At 43.9% G+C, this 19,804-nt stretch carries 17 protein-coding genes; 9 read left to right on the forward strand and 8 right to left on the reverse strand.

Annotated features, from left to right (window positions below; translation table 11 throughout):
* Positions 1-52 precede the first annotated feature (52 nt).
* Both glpK and MARME_RS02890 read left to right on the forward strand, forming a co-directional pair.
* Positions 53-1,534: a glycerol kinase GlpK gene (gene glpK, locus MARME_RS02885; protein WP_013659777.1), complete on the forward strand. Its 1,482-nt coding sequence runs from the start codon at positions 53-55 to the stop codon at positions 1,532-1,534.
* A 159-nt stretch (positions 1,535-1,693) separates the two neighbouring features.
* Positions 1,694-1,981, forward strand: coding sequence for a hypothetical protein (locus tag MARME_RS02890; RefSeq protein WP_013659778.1), 288 nt, complete (start codon positions 1,694-1,696; stop codon positions 1,979-1,981).
* Positions 1,982-2,111: 130 nt separating this feature from the next.
* Here MARME_RS02890 and MARME_RS02895 read toward each other — a convergent pair whose 3' ends face one another.
* From MARME_RS02895 to MARME_RS02905, 3 genes are all read right to left on the reverse strand, one after another.
* Positions 2,112-2,633 carry a DUF501 domain-containing protein gene (locus MARME_RS02895; RefSeq protein WP_013659779.1) on the reverse strand — a complete coding sequence of 174 codons (522 nt, stop codon included), beginning with the start codon at positions 2,631-2,633 and terminating at the stop codon, positions 2,112-2,114.
* Between the two features lie 34 nt (positions 2,634-2,667).
* Positions 2,668-3,078, reverse strand: coding sequence for an energy transducer TonB (locus tag MARME_RS02900; RefSeq protein WP_013659780.1), 411 nt, complete (start codon positions 3,076-3,078; stop codon positions 2,668-2,670).
* 258 nt (positions 3,079-3,336) lie between these two features.
* Entirely contained in the window at positions 3,337-4,752 is a 1,416-nt protein-coding gene (locus MARME_RS02905; protein WP_013659781.1) for an aminotransferase-like domain-containing protein, read from the reverse strand.
* Positions 4,753-5,114: 362 nt separating this feature from the next.
* Between MARME_RS02905 and MARME_RS02910 the strand changes: the two genes are divergently transcribed.
* The 3 genes from MARME_RS02910 to ppnN all read left to right on the forward strand — a co-directional run bounded on the left by MARME_RS02910 (position 5,115) and on the right by ppnN (position 9,197).
* Positions 5,115-7,091, forward strand: coding sequence for a methyl-accepting chemotaxis protein (locus MARME_RS02910; RefSeq protein ID WP_013659782.1), 1,977 nt, complete (start codon positions 5,115-5,117; stop codon positions 7,089-7,091).
* Positions 7,092-7,198: 107 nt separating this feature from the next.
* Complete coding sequence (locus MARME_RS02915; protein WP_013659783.1) at positions 7,199-7,678, forward strand: peroxiredoxin; 480 nt, start codon at positions 7,199-7,201, stop codon at positions 7,676-7,678.
* A 145-nt stretch (positions 7,679-7,823) separates the two neighbouring features.
* Entirely contained in the window at positions 7,824-9,197 is a 1,374-nt protein-coding gene (ppnN, locus tag MARME_RS02920; protein ID WP_013659784.1) for a nucleotide 5'-monophosphate nucleosidase PpnN, read from the forward strand.
* Positions 9,198-9,413: 216 nt separating this feature from the next.
* Here the strand turns inward: ppnN and gshA are convergent, their stop codons facing one another.
* On the reverse strand, positions 9,414-11,003 hold the full coding sequence (gene gshA / locus MARME_RS02925; RefSeq protein ID WP_013659785.1) for a glutamate--cysteine ligase: 1,590 nt from the start codon (positions 11,001-11,003) through the stop codon (positions 9,414-9,416).
* A gap of 239 nt (positions 11,004-11,242) precedes the next feature.
* On the opposite strand from gshA, the gene MARME_RS02930 reads away from it, so the two are divergent.
* Complete coding sequence (locus MARME_RS02930) at positions 11,243-11,839, forward strand: SCO family protein (RefSeq protein ID WP_013659786.1); 597 nt, start codon at positions 11,243-11,245, stop codon at positions 11,837-11,839.
* A gap of 82 nt (positions 11,840-11,921) precedes the next feature.
* On the opposite strand, the gene hisF is transcribed toward MARME_RS02930, so the two are convergent.
* The 3 genes from hisF to hisB are packed head-to-tail and all read right to left on the reverse strand — an operon-like array spanning position 11,922 to position 13,996.
* Positions 11,922-12,695: an imidazole glycerol phosphate synthase subunit HisF gene (gene hisF, locus MARME_RS02935; RefSeq protein ID WP_013659787.1), complete on the reverse strand. Its 774-nt coding sequence runs from the start codon at positions 12,693-12,695 to the stop codon at positions 11,922-11,924.
* Positions 12,696-12,730: 35 nt separating this feature from the next.
* Complete coding sequence (gene hisH, locus MARME_RS02940) at positions 12,731-13,393, reverse strand: imidazole glycerol phosphate synthase subunit HisH (protein ID WP_013659788.1); 663 nt, start codon at positions 13,391-13,393, stop codon at positions 12,731-12,733.
* A gap of 9 nt (positions 13,394-13,402) precedes the next feature.
* Positions 13,403-13,996, reverse strand: a complete 594-nt coding sequence (gene hisB, locus MARME_RS02945; protein WP_013659789.1) for an imidazoleglycerol-phosphate dehydratase HisB — start codon at positions 13,994-13,996, stop codon at positions 13,403-13,405.
* Positions 13,997-14,181: 185 nt separating this feature from the next.
* On the opposite strand from hisB, the gene MARME_RS02950 reads away from it, so the two are divergent.
* The 3 genes from MARME_RS02950 (at position 14,182) to chrA (ending at position 18,996) form a co-directional block, all read left to right on the forward strand.
* Positions 14,182-16,548 (forward strand): AsmA family protein, encoded by a 2,367-nt coding sequence (locus tag MARME_RS02950; protein WP_013659790.1) that lies wholly within the window; start codon positions 14,182-14,184, stop codon positions 16,546-16,548.
* Between the two features lie 46 nt (positions 16,549-16,594).
* Positions 16,595-17,671 carry an A/G-specific adenine glycosylase gene (gene mutY, locus MARME_RS02955; protein ID WP_013659791.1) on the forward strand — a complete coding sequence of 359 codons (1,077 nt, stop codon included), beginning with the start codon at positions 16,595-16,597 and terminating at the stop codon, positions 17,669-17,671.
* Between the two features lie 161 nt (positions 17,672-17,832).
* On the forward strand, positions 17,833-18,996 hold the full coding sequence (gene chrA, locus MARME_RS02960; protein WP_013659792.1) for a chromate efflux transporter: 1,164 nt from the start codon (positions 17,833-17,835) through the stop codon (positions 18,994-18,996).
* 177 nt (positions 18,997-19,173) lie between these two features.
* On the opposite strand, the gene MARME_RS02965 is transcribed toward chrA, so the two are convergent.
* A complete protein-coding gene (locus tag MARME_RS02965) occupies positions 19,174-19,767 on the reverse strand; it encodes an FMN-dependent NADH-azoreductase (RefSeq protein WP_013659793.1) in 594 nt (197 codons plus the stop codon).
* Between the last annotated feature and the right edge of the window lie 37 nt (positions 19,768-19,804).

Consider the following 19,804-nt stretch of genomic DNA (forward strand, 5'->3'; position numbering starts at 1 on the left):
TAAGGCACAACGCCGGTTAACAATAAAAAGAAAACGAAAAGAGACTATTGCCATGACAGATTACCTTCTTGCGATCGACCAAGGGACCACGAGTAGCCGAGCGATTTTGTTTAATCGCACTGGAGATCGAGTGGTGCAGGCCCAAGAGGAATTTCCTCAGCATTTTCCTAACGATGGTTGGGTTGAGCATGATCCTACTGATCTTTGGGACTCTACTTTGTCGGTGTGTCGAAAGGTATTAGACAAAGCGGGTGTTATGGCATCTCAAGTTGCGTCTATCGGCATTACCAATCAACGTGAGACAACCTTGTTATGGAACATTGAAACTGGCGAGCCTGTTTATAACGCGATTGTGTGGCAAGACCGGCGTACGGCAGATTATTGCAAGGCGTTAGAAGATAAAGGCTTTGCTGATATTGTTCATAGCAAAACAGGGCTTCTTATCGACTCCTATTTCTCTGCAACGAAAATTCGTTGGGTTCTACAGCATTCGTTACTGGCTCAGCAATTAGCGGCAGAAGGGAAACTTGCGTTTGGTACGGTAGATAGCTATCTAATTTGGTGTTTAACGGATGGTGAGGTTCATAAAACAGACGCGACGAATGCGGCTCGTACAATGGTGTTTAATATTCATGATCAATGCTGGGATTCTGAACTTATCCAGCTATTTGGTATTGAGAATATAATTTTTCCTCAAGTGATGGATTCGAGTGACGACTTTGGACTGGTAAATGATCGTTGGTTGGGCGCGCCCATTCCAATTAATGGCGTTGCTGGTGACCAGCAAGCGGCACTTGTAGGACAGGCTTGCTTTAAACCTGGAATGGTTAAAAGTACTTATGGGACGGGCTGCTTTTTGATTCTGAATACAGGTGATCGCCCCGTCGTATCAAAGCACAAATTGTTAACCACGATCGGTTATCGTATCAATGGTAAGGTCAGTTATGCGCTGGAAGGCAGTATTTTTGTCGCTGGTGCAACCATGCAATGGTTAAGAGACGGGTTAAAGTTGTTTGAGGATGCTTCCGAAACAAAAAGTCTCGCAGAGCAGTCGAATTATGACAATGTGTATCTTGTTCCTGCTTTTACTGGGCTCGGTGCTCCTTATTGGGATCCTGATGCGAGAGGTGCCATTGTCGGCTTGACGAGAGACACCGGTATTTCGGATATCGTCAGTGCAGGCTTACGCTCTGTGTGTTATCAAACTAAAGATTTGGTGGACGCAATGGCGAAGGACGGCGCTGAGTTTAACTCGTTACGTATTGATGGTGGTATGGCCGTTAATGATTATATGGCTCAATTTTTGAGCGATATATTAGAAATTTCGGTAGAACGTCCTAAAATTACAGAGACGACCGCTTTAGGGGTTGCGTATCTCGCAGCATTGCGCATAGGATGGTTTAATTCATTAGATGATGTTACAAACTTATGGTTGGCCGATCGGGCTTTTTCTCCGTTAATGCCAGCTGAAAAAAGTCAAACGTTATACAGTGGCTGGCTTGACTCAGTCGAACGAGTACGGACAAGCGATTAATGGCTTAAGCTTGATGAGCTTATGCGTTTTGGCTGCTGTTAGCTGATACCTTAAACTGAGTTACGTTTTAAAACACGTTTTCTCTTGTTCTGACTTTCGCATATCGCTAAGTTAGTACTAATAATTGTTTTTATGGAAAGTTTTGAAAGGTTAGACAATATGGCAAAAGAATTCACAGAAGTTCAACAAGACGATTTTATGAAGTTTGGTGCAGAGCGTCCAAGTTATTTAGATATCGAAGATGAACTAATGAAACTGGGTGGCCATGGGGTGGCTGGAAACAACTTTAAAAAGGAAACGCTAAAATTAGCGGGCTGGACTGGCGGTGCATTAACAACTTATGCCTCTCGTGCTGTGGTTGCTAAAGATGCTTTCAACCGTATCCGTGTCGCGTTGACTAAAGCCAGTACTGCTGAAGAGTTGACGGCTTTATTAACTAAGAAATAAGAGCGATGATGTGATTGCTCTAGGCTGATCTAGTCGTTCTAGAGAGTCTAGAACAACAAGTAATATAGAAAAACGGTAAATCCGGCCTTAGCTAGATTTACCGTTTTTTGTTTGATTGTTACCTCAGGGGTTATTTGCCTTCTTTGTCAGCAATTTCTCTAATACCGTATTCTTCATCTAGTATTTTTCCGATGACATTGCTGCCAGCCAAATGATGGCCGTATTGCATGTGTAAGCAACGAACTTGGTCCCAATTCTTTATGCCGCCAATTCCCAGCGTTTCAAAAAGCGTTGTGAAGCCTTTTTCTTCGATAATCGATTTATGCTCGTCTGTCATCGCATCCCAACGGCGTGCGATATAGTCTCGATGAGAGTCGTGGTAGGCCTCACGTAGCTCTGGATCGTCTTTTATTCGTTGCTCTAGCTCTTTTACGACACCTTGGCTTTCTATACGCGCGAGCGCTTTGTCAATGGCGCTGCTGGAAAGCCAATAGAATGTAGGAAAAGGTTGGTTAAACACCCAAGTTTCCATTTCTAACACTTGTGGAATGCCATGAGGAGAATAGTGGGCAATGCGTCGAATACCGCTGGGCGTTCTGCCAAGCTGGCGAGTGATGATTTCAAGATCATCTGCACTTAAAGGTGTGGTCATAATATTTGTTTGATCGTATTTAGAATTGGTTAGCTTACGCTAAGAAAGCTGGGAAACTGGCAGCAAATTTTTGAATCCATTCCGCTGCAGCTTCATTATAGTTTAAACGTCGCCCCTGAATTTTGGCTTGTCTTCGATAGTGTTCTATTTGGGAAAGCTGCTCGACCATCCTTACGCAAAAACAGTCGTCATTTACGGGAAACTCGATTGCGATCCGGTATTCCCCCTGCTCAGAGTCACACCATGCTATGCGGCCAGTCACGCAAAAATTTGGGTCAATATCAGCAAGCGTAACTCGCACGGAGCACCCTTGTGAATATTTGTCTGCAACCAGACAGGTTATTCCTACAAAACCCATACGCTCAGAGGTCAGTGCGGGGAACGCCTGATCTTCAATGACAGCAATATCTAAAGGTAGGTCTTTAGGATGCGCAACAAATTCCATCGCAACAAGCCAGATGATTCTTTAATTCAGGTTATCGGCAGTAAAGCCAGAGTATTTAAAAATGAAAGCGAATTGTACGCTTTTTGTTCTGGCTGTACAGACGAATTTTAAAATTAGCGAGATTAAATTCATAACCGATACTTATATTCAAGGTTTCCATTCTCACAGCTTCTTTTTTAGAAGTGCACGTAAGTAAATCTGGTCAAAAAATAGTAGGTCAGATCAATATAGCTGGCCCGGTCACAAGAGGGGAGTGGTTTATCCCTTTTGCAGTTTGACACAGAGTTCTCCTAACTCTTTTAAGCAGGTTTCGACCTTATTGCTCCAAGGTAATGCATAGTTAATCCTTATATGATGACTAAACTGCTGCTCAATGTAAAAAACGTTACCAGGTAAGATGCCAATACCCGATTGAATCGCTTGTTCATGTAATGCTAGCGCATTTATAGAATTTGGCAGAATAATCCATAATAAAAAACCGCCCAATGGTGAAGAAATTTCAGTATTGGGTGGAAAATACTGTTCTATTGCTCTTTTACACTTGTTCAGGTTCTCTTTATAGACTGCGGTGGTTTTACGCAAATGTCTATCATAAGCGCCATTTTCTAAGAAATTTGCTACAGCCGTTTGAGTGAGAGTCGGCGTTGATACCGAGCTTACATAGGAAAGGTGTTCAATCTTGGATTGGTATTTTTGACTAATGATCCAGCCAACTCTAAAACCTGGCGCGATACTTTTCGAAAAGGAGCTGCAATACGTAATGTCGGCGTTAGGCGCTTCGCAAAGCAGTGCTTTGGCGCGACGATCTGAGTAGGAAAGCTCACCGTAAACATCGTCTTCAATGAGTGGAATAGAGTATGTACTGCAGAGCTTAAGCAGTGATTTTCGATTTTCTGAAGAGAGCGTCGCCCCTGTCGGATTTTGGTAATTAGGTGTGATTATAGCGGCCTTTAGAGGCAAGTTATTAGCGGCTTCTTGAAGTACTGTTAAGTCTATACCTGTGTTGTGTGAGCAAGGAATTTCTATTGCGTTAAGCTCAAGCAGTTCTATTGCCTGTAGCACGCCATGGTAAGTTGGGCTTTCTATAGCAATGACATCACCCGGTTTTGTTATTGCTTTGAGCGCAAGAATAATCGCATTCTGGCAGCCTAGCGTAATAATTATGTCGTCAGGTTGGACTTTGCAGCCTGCATCCAGCATGCGTATCGCTATTTGCCTTCTAAGGTGCTCACTGCCTTTTGCTTCTGAATAGTCGACACAGACCTCTGGCTCTAACCGCATTAAGCGGCCAACCGAGCGCTGCAATTGACGAACAGGAAGGAAGTGGGTGCTGGGAATTGAGCTGGAAAATCGTGTTACCTGTTCGCCTGTATGTTGTTGTAGAAGTGTCTCGATAAGGTGAGTTGTGGGCTTTTCGATGTTGGTTGGAATTCTGTCATCCGACGTTTCGTTCTCTAGAAGTGTATCTTGAACGAAATACCCTTTTTGAGGACGGGCTTTAATAATGCCTCTGTCTTCCAACAAACTATAGGCTTGTAAAATAGTTGCAACGCTAACGTGTAATTGCTTACTGGATTTACGAACCGAGGGAATTTTAGTTCCAGGCGCAAAGATGCCGTCTCTCACTTGGAGCTCTATCTGGTCAGCGATCTTTTCGTATAACGGTAGATCCATATAAAAAGTAAATTATTGCAAACAGGATCGGAAAATTTACCAGATACGGGCCAACAAAGAAATGTAGGAAGTAAAATCCGTCTAGTTAAAAAAGTTATGATTAGATATCCTCAATTCATTAGTACATAATTGCGATTTATTTTGTAAAAAAATGTAGATCTGACTTGTTGGTCAGAATACACTGTTTTTATTGCTCGTCTGGAATGGATCATCCGCGTTGTCTCAATTGGATTGTTAATGTCAGGAAGGTGCGAGTTAGCTTTCAGGTCAACATTAGTTGGCTTATTCATACTGTCTGTTTCTTGATGTTCCTATGGTTTCGTTGGTTTCACTTAATTTGAGTCAGGTTTAGAGGTATTGATATGTCATTGTCCGTCGTCCAGCGGGTTTTATTAGGTTTTGGAGTGTTGCTCGCGCTCTTGTTAACTGTCGCGGCAACTGGTTTTTCGGGAATAAATAAAGTCGAGCAACGTCTCGAACGAGTGACGGGCGAAGTGTCCGATATCGTCTCCTCTAGCAATAAATTGAACGATGAGCTATCTAAAGCGAACTCGTCAGTGCTTCAATATTTACTCAGCTTAACGCCCACTACACTTGATTCTGCACAACAAGATTACGGTTCCCATAAAGTCCTGTTTGACTCTTCTATCAGTCATTTGGGTTCTGTATTGGCGAATTACTCTGAACTTCAAACTTTAATCGGTGATATCAATTCTGAATCAGAGACATTTTTTGGTATCGCCAATAGAGCGATGTCAAATCATAGAAAAATGATTGTGCTCAGAGATGAGGTTAATACGTCGAAGTTAGATCTTAAAGACTCTCTTTCTTTTGCGGCTGAAGACCTTGGTATGCTCGAAGACGATGGCGACACATCAGAAGTGAAGTTCGCTGCTTCTTATGTTCGTAGCCAAATTGAAAGCCTAACGGTTACTGCTGGCGATTACTTTGATCAAAGTGATCTGGATCATATGCAAGATTTGCGTAACCAAATGAGCAAAAATGTCACAGCGATGCAAGGCAAGATGCAATATTTGGATGATGATTCCATTGTTGAATTGGTCAATGAAGTCATCGACGGCATAGCAAATGAAAACGGTGTGATAAATAAAGCGTACGAATATGTCAGTCTAGATCAAGAAGCGGAATCCATTGCGGCCATGCTTGGAAAGAGTATGGGTAAGATGCAGACCAATGTTGTTGCTTTGCTTAACGGCGCTGAAGTTATTCAAGAACAGTCCAAAAATGAGGCGACTGACGCAGCGACGTTAAGTAAATCCATTGTAGCCATAACCGTTATTATCTCTGTTGTGTTGGCGATTGCCGTTGCATTTTGGGTCGGCCGTAGTATTCGTGTTCCGCTCGCTCAAGTGATGAAGGTTCTTGATGTTGTTGCAAACGGTGATTTTACATCGCGTATAAAAATAGAGACAAAAGACGAATTTGGAGACTTGGCGAAATGGGTGAACAGCCTTGTTGATCGCCTACGTGAAGTAATGGGGCAAATTGATCAAGCCTCCAATGCAGTGAACCGCTCTTCCAAAGCGAATTATGACTCTGCTGTACAGACTCAATCAATGATGAAGCAACAAAATGAGAAAACGACCAATGTTGCTTCGGCCATGACTGAGATGGCGGCAACCGTGAATGAAGTTGCACAAAATGCTGAGATAACGCTCCATAAAATACAGGCCGTTGATCAGAGTGCTGCCAATAGTCGCGATAAAATGGAGCATAATATTGGTGAGGTGGAAAGCCTTGTTAATCAAATTGAATCGTCTACAGAGGTTGTTAACCGCTTGGATGAGCATTCGAAAAATATTGGTCGGATCCTTGAGGTCATACAAGATATTGCAGAGCAAACGAATTTGCTTGCCTTGAACGCTGCAATCGAAGCGGCGCGGGCTGGAGAGCAAGGACGAGGTTTTGCTGTCGTCGCCGATGAGGTGCGAACATTAGCAACGCGAACTCATGATTCAACAGAAGAAATACAAAATGTCATTGGGCAGCTGCAAAAGGGCGTTAAAGAAACCGTCTCTAGCATGCAGGTCTGCCGCAACAATGCGTATTCAAGCGTTGACGAAGCTCGAAATGTAGGGGTTGCGTTGGTCGATCTTCAGTCACTAATGAATGAAATTCGGGATTTAAGTACCCAAATTGCTACAGCCGCAGAACAGCAATCTTCCGTTGCTCAAGAAATTAATCAGAGTGTCCATGACATTGCAGACAGCTCTGAGATGGCCTCAGAAGGTGCTAAGGAGGGGCAAGAGTCTTGCCGTACCGTGTCTGAACTTGCTTCAAAACAACAAGCGTTGCTGGCTCAGTTTAAGATTTTATAGCGTTACTTACTCTACATATCAAAAGGTCAGTGCTGTCGCATACGTGGCGCTCTTCTGTGCTTTTGCTGTAAGATGGTGTGTAAGAGATAACGTTTCGGAGAAGATATATGTCCATTCAAGTGGATGACATGATGCCATATGGGCAGTTTCAGGTGATGGGCGACAATGGTCCAGAAAACGTTGACGTAACAGAGTTCTTTTCTGGCAAGAGAGTCATTATGTTTGCTGTACCGGGGGCGTTCACGCCAACCTGCAGTATTAGTCACTTACCTGGTTTTGTGGTGCATTTCGATGCATTTAAAGAAAAATGCATTGATGAGATAGTATGTCTTTCAGTCAATGATGTGTTTGTCATGGACGCGTGGGGCAAGGCGAACAATGCTGAAAACCTTGTAATGGCGGCCGATGGGTTGGCAGAGTTAACCACGTCACTTGGTTTAGAGTTGGACATATCAACGGCGAAACTCGGGATTCGAAGTCGGCGTTATGCCATGCTGGTTGATAATGGCATTGTTAGTAACCTTTGGCTTGAAGAACCAGGCGAATACAAAATCAGTTCGGCGGAGCATGTTCTTAGCCAAATTTAAAAATTACGATAAAAGCCGCTTTTATCGTTTTAGCGCCTTTGTATCAATTGTGTAGCAATATGGATACTTTGCGTCGAACTTGAAAAATTGAAAATAACGACCAAAATCTAAAGTAAGACAATAACATACGAGAAGGAGTGCGATTATGTCGTTGGAAGATCGCGTTAATGCTTTAGTTGCGCCAAAGGGTGCATTGGAAATACTTTCTCAGGACGAAATCACTCGATTGTCTGTTGGATCAGGGTCATTACATGATTTGTTCAGGCGCTGTGCGCTGGCGATTTTGAATTGTGGAAGCGATTCAGATGACGCCGCGGCGGTCATGGAAGAATTTAAAAATTTTGAGATTACCATCGTTCAGCAAGAACGTGGTGTTAAGCTGCAATTGGACAATGCACCAAGCAGTGCGTTTGTTGATGGCAAAATGATTAGCAGCGTTCGTGAAATGTTGTTTAGTGTTCTGCGAGACATCATCTTTACGTTTCAGGAATACAATCTTGAGCGTGGCCTGTCGAGCGCTAGCTCTGAAAAGATTACCAATGTGGTGTTTGAGTTGCTACGCAATGCAAACGTTTTTAGAAGAATACGTACTCCAGATATGGTGGTGTGTTGGGGAGGCCACTCAATAGCGCGTCATGAATACGACTACACTAAAAAAGTAGGACATGAACTGGGCTTACGGGAACTTAATATTTGTACCGGATGTGGCCCCGGTGCCATGAAAGGCCCAATGAAAGGGGCTGCAATCGCCCACGCTAAGCAGCGAATCACCAATGGTGTCTACCTTGGGTTAACCGAGCCCGGTATTATCGCAGCAGAATCGCCCAATCCCATTGTGAATCAATTGGTGATAATGCCGGATATTGAAAAAAGGCTGGAAGCCTTTGTACGTACAGGCCATGGTATCGTTGTTTTTCCTGGTGGTGCGGGAACCGCTGAGGAAATTCTCTATCTATTGGGCATATTAATGCACCCAGAAAATGCAGACATTCCTTTCCCTCTTGTCTTTACTGGTCCGAAAGAAAGTGCGGCATACTTTGAGCAGATTCATGCATTCTTAGGCGATGTTCTTGGTGAAGAGGCTCAAGCCAAGTATCAAATTGTGATAGACGATGAAACTGAAGTTGCTCGTATCATGAAGGAAGGAATGGAGGAAGTTCGTCAATATCGAAAACAGCATCATGACGCTTTCTACTATAACTGGATGTTACATATCCCGGAAGAGTTTCAACACCCGTTTGAGCCAACGCATGAAAAAGTCAGAGAGTTGAATTTGCATTATGATCAGGAGAAACACCTTCTCGCGGCGGATTTACGTCGAGCATTTTCAACGATTGTCGCAGGTAATGTAAAAGCGCAAGGGGTTCAGTATATTAAGGAAAATGGACCTTTTGAAATTCATGGCGACAAAAAACTGCTTAAGAAATTAGATGCTCTTTTAGAAGCATTTGTTAAGCAGCAGCGTATGAAGCTGCCAGGCAGTGCATACGTTCCATGTTATAAAGTCATTACGGATTAAGCGTTTGTACTAGTAGCATACTCACCGCTGTGCTTAAGGACGCTGATAGCGTGCTAGAGCGCGCAACGTAATTGAGTCTGCAATATCATGAAGCCAGAAATAAAAAGGGAGCTTGTTAGGTTCCCTTTTTATTTCTTTGTTTCTGGTTATTTGCTTCTGTCTCTATGCTATGCCTATGGTTCGAGGCTTAAGCTTATAGAAGCGCCAGTTGAGTGATTACTGAGGTTTTAAGTATTCGTTTAGGAAGGTATCGAAGTCCACTTGATCCGATGCTTCGATTTCTTGTTGCTTTTGAATAGAACTGATGGCTTTTTCTTCAAACTGACGTAGCGTATCTTTAGAAGGCCTAGATACTAGCCATTCGGCCTGTTGTTCTTTTGCACGTTGCTCCATTGCAAGCTGATAGCTGCCATGTTGGCTAACGGATTCAAGTAGCTTTGATGAGGGTAAGAATTTAGGGTTATCTAATTTCTCTTTTTGTTTTTCTATCGATTTCACATAGCTTGAGTTGCCCGTTTTTAGCGTCAAAAACTCTGCAACCTGCGACAGCTCGTTGAGTAAGCCTGACAGCTGCGAATTCAAGGTTCTTGGTCCATGCCCAAAATCAAATTCATAGCTGAGGTTTTGACCGTGCTTAGCAATCGATTGCTGAGTTGTTCGTAGGCGTTGGCACTCATCGCTTGTTAATTTTTCGTCTCCGCGAAGGGCGCAATAAACGAGAAATGTATCGAGGAAATACAGTGTTTCTTTGGTCATGCCAATGGGTGAGTCTGGATCTAAGTCCATAATTCGAACTTCGATGTACTCAACGCCACGTTGTTGAAGCGCCGCACTAGGGTGTTCGCCAGACATGGTGACACGCTTAGGTCGAATATCGCTGTAATACTCATTTTCTATTTGCAGTAAATTACAGCTTAGTTGTTTGTATTCGCCGTCGACTTTCGTACCAATATTCTGGTAGGCGGGGTAAGGTGTTTTGAGCGCTTCTTTGATTGTCTGAATATAGGTGTTTACTTCGTTATAGCAAACATAGAGTCCATCCTGTGCTTTGTTTTGGTAGCCTAAATCACTCATTCTAAGCGACGTTGATTCTTTACCAACCCAAGTGTTTGATCCCATTTCATCAAGATCTTTTGGCTTGTCACTTAAAAAGCTACTATCAACGGCGGATGACGCGCCAAATAGAACGGACAGTGCCCATGAGCTTCGTCTGAAATTTCTAATCAAGGCGAAGTATTGGGACGACTTAAATTCTTGAAGTGCGTCATTATCAGCTATATCAACTTGTTTATAGTCGGCCAAAAAACGCCAAAAATCACGATCAAACGAAAAGTTATAGTGCATGCCTGCAATGCATTGCATGATACGACCATAGCGATTTGAGAGGCCCTCGCGGTAGACGCGTTTTAGTTTGCCAGTATTTGACTCCCCAAAATACGCGATCGGTACTTCTGAGTTATCAGATAAATTGCACGGCATGCTGCCTGGCCATAGATACTCGTTTTGACTCGCTAATGTATATTGAGTGACATGATGAATGGATTCAAGCTCAGTCATCACGCCTTCGACAGAAGGGTGTACACCCGTAATAAATTCGAGCAGTGCTTCAGAATAATCCGTCGTAACGGAATCATGTGTTAGAGCGGAGCCTAGTTTTTCAGGGTGCGGTTGCTGGGAAATCCTTCCGTTTTCTGCATTTATTCTCAATGCTTCGCGCTCTACTCCGCGATGAAATTGAACCGCCGATAGATCATTGTTTGTAAGATGGGTCGATAAAGCTTCTAAAGCATCGGTTAATTTGGTCAAGGAACAATCCTTCCCATTAGTCATTTGTAGTTGGTATTGATTGTACTTGGCATGGGAATCGTTCAGCAAGGCTTTGAGGGTGGGCTTCCTAAATTCCTCACAGATTTCCCGCTAACCCCCGTCGGTATTCATGTTAGGATGTTGTAAAATTAGCCTAAAAGAAGTCATTGCTCGACGACTGTGTACTCCAATACAGCGTTAAAAATCTCTAAAACTGAATGTAAGTGAATTTAATTGATATGTTGAATAAAACGAAGTCTCTTTATATGGCGTTTGCCGTTCTATTGTTGGCTATTTTAGCCACGGCACTGTACATGCAAACGAATAATACAGAGAAAGCGAAGAGTACTCGCCTCGGTGGCGACTTTACATTGATGACCTCTGAAGGGCCGGTTTCTCTAAGTGACTTTCCCAATAAAATGAAGCTTGTTTTCTTTGGCTATACGCACTGCCCTGATATTTGTCCGCTGACATTAGCCAATGTCAAAGTTGCGTTAAAGCAGTTGCCTGACGATGTTCGCAGCCAAGTACAGACTATTTTTATCAGCGTTGATCCTAAACGAGACACGCCAGAACATCTTTCACAATATGTTCATTTCTTTGACCCTAGCTTTATCGGAGCGACCGACACACAGAAAAATATCGATAAGGTGGTGAAGCAATATGGAGCGTTTTACCGCTTTGTGGATATGCCGGATTCGTCAATGGGTTATTCAGTTGACCACAGTGCCCAACTTTATTTAATGGGGAAGGATAACAAAATTAAAGAGTATCTCTTTCACGACTCTTCTTCCGAAGAGATTGCAGAGACGTTAAAGAAAGCGATTACGGGCTAATTATTTGCGCATATGGGGAGGATTAAGCACTGAATAGTTGATAACTCAGTGCTTAATTTAGAGCTGACCTGAATGAGGGCGTTTACAAGCGCATCTCAATTCCAGCAGACTGCATGGTTTCTTTTGCTTCTTGAATAGAGTATTCGCCAAAGTGGAAAATACTGGCAGCTAGTACTGCGTCGGCTTTGCCCTCTGTGACTCCGTCCACCAAGTGTTGCAGGTTTCCTACACCACCTGATGCGATAACAGGTACATGCACCGCGTCGCTAATGGCGCGTGTGACACCAAGATCAAAGCCATTTTTCATTCCGTCACGGTCCATGCTGGTAAGCAGAATTTCACCGGCGCCTAAATCAACCATCTTTTTGGCCCACTCTACGGCGTCAATACCCGTAGGCTTACGACCGCCATGAGTAAAGATTTCCCATCGGTCGGTTTCGCCTTCTTTACTGACTTTCTTGGCATCGATTGCAACGACAATACATTGAGAGCCGAAACGCTCGGCGGCTTCTTTAACAAACTCTGGGTTGAAGATAGCAGCCGTGTTGATACTTACTTTATCCGCTCCCGCATTGAGCATGTTTCGAATATCGTCACAAGTACGAATGCCACCACCTACTGTCAAAGGAATAAATACCTCAGAGGCAATGGCTTCAACCATGTGTATCGTCGTGCCTCTGTCGTCAGAGCTTGCTGTGATGTCTAAGAAAGTAATCTCATCTGCGCCTTGATCGTTATAGCGCTTTGCGACCTCTACAGGGTCGCCGGCATCTCGAATATCGACAAACTGTACGCCTTTCACAACGCGCCCATTGTCTACATCAAGGCAAGGAATAATACGTTTTGCTAAGCCCATGAATAGGTTCCTAATACGTGTTTTTAGAAAGGTGGCTAAGGTTTTCCATCCCAATGGATGAAGTTCTTGTACAGTTGCAGACCGTCTTTGTGGCTTTTCTCTGGGTGAAACTGGACCGCAAAGACATTATCGCGAGCAAGCGCAACACAGAATTCATGCCCGTATTCACAAGTGCCGGCTACTTCTGATGCATGTTCAGGGACCACAAAGTAACTGTGGACGAAGTAGAAACGTGCGCCGGAGTCGATGTCTTTCCAAAGTGGATGATCAATGGTTTGGTTAACTTGATTCCACCCCATGTGAGGAACTTTAAGCTTTTGTCCTGCGTTGTCTTTGTGGTTTTCACCAAAGAACAAGGCATTGCCATCAAAATGGCCTAAGCAGTCAACACCCTTGTTTTCTTCACTGTGGGACATGAGAGATTGAATACCAACACAGATTGCCAGAAATGGTTTCTCTTGCATTGCTTTTCGAATAGTGGGAACCAACCCTTGTTTGTGCATTTCGCCAACGCAATCTCGAATAGCGCCAACACCCGGTAGCAGTACGCGATCTGCTGCGTCTATGAGTGCTGGGTCACTGGTAACAATGACCTTTGTTGTGTCATCGGCAGCGTGTTCCAGTGCTTTTGCAACGGAATGAAGATTACCCATTCCATAGTCGATAACGGCAACGGTTGATGTCGTTTTATCTGTCATATGCTTGCCTTATAAACATCCTTTAGTGGACGGCATTTGCCCCGCCATTCTTTCGTCTACTTCTAACGCCATACGCAGTGCGCGACCGAATGCTTTGAAGATAGTTTCTGCTTGGTGATGAGTGTTTTTTCCGCGCAGGTTATCTAAATGTAACGTAACTTGGGCGTGGTTGATAAAACCGTGGAAAAATTCAGAGAACAAATCGACGTCGAAGCCACCCACGCTACCACGAGTAAAAGGCACATGCATTTCTAGGCCAGGTCTGCCTGAAAAATCGATGACAACGCGAGATAGGGCTTCGTCCAGTGGAACATAAGCGTGTCCGTAGCGACGAATGCCTTTCTTGTCTCCGACTGCTTTATAGAAAGCTTGACCTAATGTGATGCCTAAGTCTTCTACAGTGTGGTGAGCATCGATATGTAAATCACCTACCGCATGAATGTCCAGATCGATCAAACCATGGCGAGCGACTTGATCAAGCATATGATCTAAAAAGGGTACGCCTGTTTCACATTTAAATTCACCGGTTCCATCTAGATTGATGGTGACTTTGATTTGAGTTTCGAGAGTATTTCGCTCAACGCTGGCAATCCGACTGGACATGTAAGGGGGTCTCCGCTTTCAACCCGCGTGGTTATTCACGACGGACAAATGACAATAAGGTGACATTATAAAGGGCATCTGTCCGCGCTGCTATAAGGTTTTTCATTGCATCCGTCTATGATAAGTATTAATCAATCCTAAAATGCTACAATTTGCACAGTCATTTTGTCTGAGGGTATTAAAGGATGGTTTGGGTTAAGCGCTTGTTGTTCGTGTTGGTATTTCTCTTGGCTCTTGTGCTTGGTGGGATTGGGTACGTATTGATATTTGTAGACCCAAATGATTTTAAAAAAGAGCTTATTTCTCTTGCCGATAAACACGCTAATATTGATTTAAAAATCGATGGTGACATTAGCTGGTCTTTTTTCCCTTGGTTAGGCGTTGAACTCAATGACATCGGTGTGGCAGCGAAAGGCGAATCAACGTTAGCCAAATTCGAAGAGGCTGAGTTTAGGTTGGCTGTGTTGCCTTTATTGCAGCAAAAAATTGAAGTAGACACTGTTCGTCTGATTGGCTTGAAGGCTGATCTAGTGATGGATGAAGAGGGAAATGGCAACTGGCAATTAGGTAGTAAAACGGACAGTCAAAAACAGGCGTCTAATCAATCCTCTATAGCATCTTCTACAGCAAGCATGCCTTCTGAAACTGATGCAGTCACTCCAAATGCAGCCAAAGCCGCTCAGACGTCGTCGGCTTATACCATTCCAGATATTAATATTGAAAAAATTGAGCTGGTAGATGCCCAAGTACGCTTTGTAGATAAACAACGTGGTATGGATCTGCTGGCGATGTTTAATACCAACTTAAGCAACGTAAGATGGGGTGAAGCGTGGCCTTTGGAGTTTGATATAAAACTCGAAGGTATATTGCCGAAAGAGGCGAATGGGGAACAGCAGAGTATCGGGCACACTATGTCTTTGGGGGCGGATTTAACTGTTTTTCCTGAGCACCAACGATTGGCTCTATCTGACTTGATTGTAAAGACGCGTACTGAAGCTGCAATGTTGCCTATTTCACCTTTGCTTGCCAATGCCCAAATCCGTCAACTTGAGCTTGATCTCCCACAGGAAAATCTGATTATTGATGGCTTAAGTCTTGATAGCTTAGGTGTTTCATTTGAGTCTCAGATTAAAGTGTTCGAGTTGCTTTCTAAGCCTCAATTTAGTTTGGCGGCGAATGTGACTGAGTTTTCTCCGCGAGAGTTGTTAAATAAATTAGCGCTTCCTTTGCCTGAGATGGCAGATGAAACAACGTTATCTGCATTGCAATTAACGCTGAGCCTTGAAGGTGATGCGAATGCTGTGAAAGTTCAACCCATCTCTATTCGATTAGACGAGACGCAACTTGAAGCAAATGCAAGTGTGAAGTTTACGCCACTTTCTTGGAATGTGTCTGTCGCAGGCAAAACGTTGGATTTAGATCGCTACTTACCGCCAAATGTGGAAGGGGATAATAAAACGGAGGCAGATAGCACTGCTAGTGCAGAAGCTAGTGGTGAGGAAGTACAAGAAAGTGATTTAATCCCCGTCGAACTTTTGCGTACACTTAATGGTACCGTGGATTTTACATTTGAAAATCTAAAAGCAAAGAATCTCTCAATTGATAAAATTTCAGCGACCAGCGTTCAGAGTAATGGGCTGGTAACGCTTAAGCCGCTTTTCGTGGGTTTGTATGATGGCAGTGCCCACCTAAATGCTACGTTAGATGCACGTTCTGACACGCCAAAGATATCGATCTCACCAAATATTGAACATGTTCAAATCTATCCTTTATTAAATGACTTTATGGAACTCGATAAAGTGAAAGGTACAACGTTTGTGTCAGGTGATCTGCATACCAGTGGTAATCGAATCAGTGAATTAATGAATCAATTAAATGGTGATTTGCTGGTGGAAGTGAAAGATGGCGCTTTGGTTGGAATGAACCTAACGAAATCCGTGTGTGAAGGCATCGCGAGTACACGTTCTGGTAAAGATGTGAATCAAACCGCTTTTGGTGAAGATACTCCTTTTGAAAGCCTCACTTTTCCTGCTCGTATCGTAAATGGTGTGGTCTCTACTCCTGATTTAAAAATTAAAGCGGTTGGCATACAAGTTACTGGCGATGGTGAAGTTTCGCTACCTGAACAGAATATCCATTATCAGGCTGATGTCAGTATTGTGGGAAGTGATGTGGACCAAGCGTGTCAAATTAAACGCGTCTACCGTTCATTGGCTTTCCCTATCGTTTGTAAAGGCGCGTTTGACAGTGATCCTGCGACGTTATGTCGCCCTGATATCAAAGGTTTTGGTCGATTGTTTGAAAAAGTGGCTAAGGCTGAGCTGGATGCAAAGCTTGCCGCTGAAAAGGCCCGAGCTAAAGAAAAACTTGCCGCTGAAAAAGCACGAGCTAAAGCAAAACTTGATGCTGAAAAAGCCAAAGCAAAAGCGGAGTTAGAGGCTAAGCTCGTGGAAGCTAAAAGAAAAGCGGAAGAGAAAAAGAAAGCAAAGGAAGAAGAGCTAAAACAGAAATTAAAAAATGAATTAAAAGACGGATTGAAGAGCTTATTTTAAAGTTGTTTTTTCGTCTCAATCGTCGCGAGCTAAGTTAGAGAACATTGTGGAAGCAGTACAAACAGTAGAGAATTTTGCGCCAAGAGTATTGGCTTGGTTTGATGTACATGGCCGTAAGGATTTGCCTTGGCAAAAGGATAAGACGCCTTATCGAGTCTGGATTTCCGAGATTATGTTGCAACAAACGCAGGTAACAACGGTAATCCCTTACTACGAAAAATTTATGTCGTCTTTTCCTGATGTGTACGCGTTAGCGAGTGCGAAGCAGGACGATGTATTGGCTCACTGGAGTGGGCTTGGGTATTATGCGCGGGCTCGTAATATGCATAAAGCGGCCACTATGTTGGTAGACGAGTTCGATGGGGAGTTCCCCAAAACGGTAGAAGGTGTGTGCGAGCTCCCTGGTATCGGCCGTTCGACAGCCTCAGCCATTCTGTCCATATCACGTGGTGTCCAGTCTGCGATACTTGATGGTAATGTGAAAAGAGTATTGGCGCGTTTTCACGCAATTCCTAATTGGCCTGGCGAAAAGAAAACGGAAAACAGAATGTGGGGCGTCGCTGAAAGTTACATGCCTGAAATTCGTTGCGGCGAGTACACGCAAGCAATGATGGATCTTGGGGCAACACTGTGTACGCGATCAAAACCTAAGTGCCATGTCTGTCCACTCAGTGAGGATTGTGCAGGCTTAGCATCTGGGGAACCGACAACCTTTCCAATATCTAAACCTAAGAAAGCTGCCAAGCCGATTAAAACCGCGCAGTTTGTTGTTTTGCAAAGCGACGGTAAAGTTCTTCTTGAAAAAAGGCCGGCTTCTGGAATTTGGGGTGGGCTGTGGAGCTTACCTGAGTTCGCGCATGACGCTTCTATTGTGTTGGAGGCTGAGCAGAGATTTCAGTGCGGCATCCAGTCTGTCATGGCTTTGTCATCTTTTCGTCATACTTTTAGTCACTATCATCTCGATATTATACCGAGTCTCGTTACGGTCAAAGAGGCGGTGGGGGTACATGAGACAGAAAAATATCAGTGGTTTTCTGTGGATGATGCATTCACTCTTGGCCTACCTGCGCCAGTCAGGAGCATCTTAGAGTCCGTAGAGAAGGGTGATACTTTGCTGCTCTAGGCGCACTGTTCTATTGGTGTAGCTGAAATATAGGTTTGATGCTTTTACCGCTGGTGGAGTTTTTTGAGATGGCTACGAAGGGAGTCTAAAAAGCTTTGAGGGTAGCTTAGAGTGCTTCTTTCAATCACATAAAAAGTAAATGAGTTAGGTGGAGGAAAGTGATGGTGCTTGATGTGTTCTGGCGGTTTTTATTACTGGGTTTTACGAGTTTCGGTGGACCTGCTGCACACCTTGGGTATTTTCGAAAAGAATTTGTCGAGCGTCTACGTTGGTGTGATGAGAGTCAGTATTCTCAATGGGTTGCTCTTAGTCAGATCATGCCAGGTCCCGGTTCTAGCCAAGTTGGGTTTGCTATTGGAGTATATCGAGCGGGTATATTAGGCGGCATTGCTGCGTTTGTCGGCTTTACGTCGCCCTCTGTCGTGATGATGATTGCGATCGCATCATTAGAGAGCAGCTTTGCTACGCTTCCCTATATTTCTTCTCTCATTGATGCTCTAAAGCTATTGGCTATTGTCGTTGTATTAGATGCTATTTTTGGAATGGCGCGTGGTTTTCTCGCAAGCGTGAATACTTGGCTGATTGCTGTCTGTGCTTTCGTTTTTATATTGCTGTGGCCTTACGGGTATTCAGGGTTGATTGTCGTTCTCTTCGCGGGGATAGCGGGGACGTTTCTAACGGTTATTCCGGCGGTTTCTGTATTCCACTCAACGGTTGGTAAGCGGCTTGCTTTGGCTTCTTTGGCACTGTTCGTTCTACTGTTCTCATTTGCTTTCGCTGTGACTGGTTCAGGTAGTTTGATCTCATACCTTGCCAACCTTTATCAGGCGGGGGCGTTGGTATTTGGGGGCGGGCATGTTGTACTGCCTCTTATTACAGAATCACTGTCTGGAATCCAGAGTACCGAAGATATTTTGGTTGGCTACGCTGCCGCTCAGGCTGTCCCTGGCCCAATGTTTACCATTGCATCCTATCTAGGATCGACTGCGGCACCGTTAGGCGATGCAGTCTTATGGGGAGCGTTAAGCACACTGGCGATATTTCTCCCTGGGTTGTTACTAATGTTGGTTGGCTCGCACTACTGGGCGCATTGGTCGCATTTAAAAGTGTTGCAAAAATCAATTATCGCAATCAACGCAAGTGTCGTAGGTTTATTGTTTGCGACTTTAATTAACCCGATCGTCCTGACGAGCGTAAGCAATATATACGATGCGATTGTTGTCGCTGTCGTATTCATTTTGAGTCGTCGTTTAAAGCTGCCTATTTGGCAATTAATTCTTCTATTTACAGTATGGGCGGCGGTGAGGATGACGCTGCCGATCTAATGATTGTGCTTGATTTACGGAAAGTCTTTTAAGGCGTTATGTGAGGAGAGATCGTTTGGGCTGCCTGAGAGTACTTTCTATTTAGGGGAAAGGTTGTTGTAGAAAAAGAGAAAAAGCGACATAAAGAGTATTATGGCGCTTTTTTCGTAACACGGCGTTCAATTTAGCCGTGTTAAATTAAACGGCAGCAGCGATTTGTTCTTTCGCTTTAGCAAAAGCTTCTTCACCAGCTTCACCCATTGCTTGACCACCTGCAATGAAGGTCTCTTTTACGTTAAGTCCTACAAACCCAAGAAACGTTTGGATATGTGGAACTTGGTGATCAACAGGAGAGTCTGCTAGAAAAGAGCCACTCGCAGCGAATATGTATGCATCTTTGTCTAATAAGCCTTTTGGACCGTTTTCCGTATACTGGAATGTACGACCAGCACGCGCGATGTAATCAAAGTATGATTTTAGAGTAGAAGGAATGCCGAAGTTGTACATCGGCGCACTTACAGCGACTACATCAGCGTTTTCAATTTCCTCAATGAGTTCATCGCCAATTGATACAATGGCTTTTTGCTCGTCGGTACGATCTTCTTCTGCTGTAAACAGCGCGCCTAATGTCTCACTTGTAAAGTGTGGCAGTGGGTTTGCGTTAACGTCGCGAGTCACTACTTGGCCTTCTGGGTTCTTTGCTAGCCATTGCTCAACGAAGTTGTCTGTTAGTTGACGTGATTTTGAAGCATCGCCTGATGCACTTGAGTCGATTCTTAGTAGTGTTGCCATGATGATCTCCCGTGTTAGTTACTGTTGCTGATTGCAA

The organism is Marinomonas mediterranea MMB-1 (assembly GCF_000192865.1).
Classification (GTDB): domain Bacteria; phylum Pseudomonadota; class Gammaproteobacteria; order Pseudomonadales; family Marinomonadaceae; genus Marinomonas; species Marinomonas mediterranea.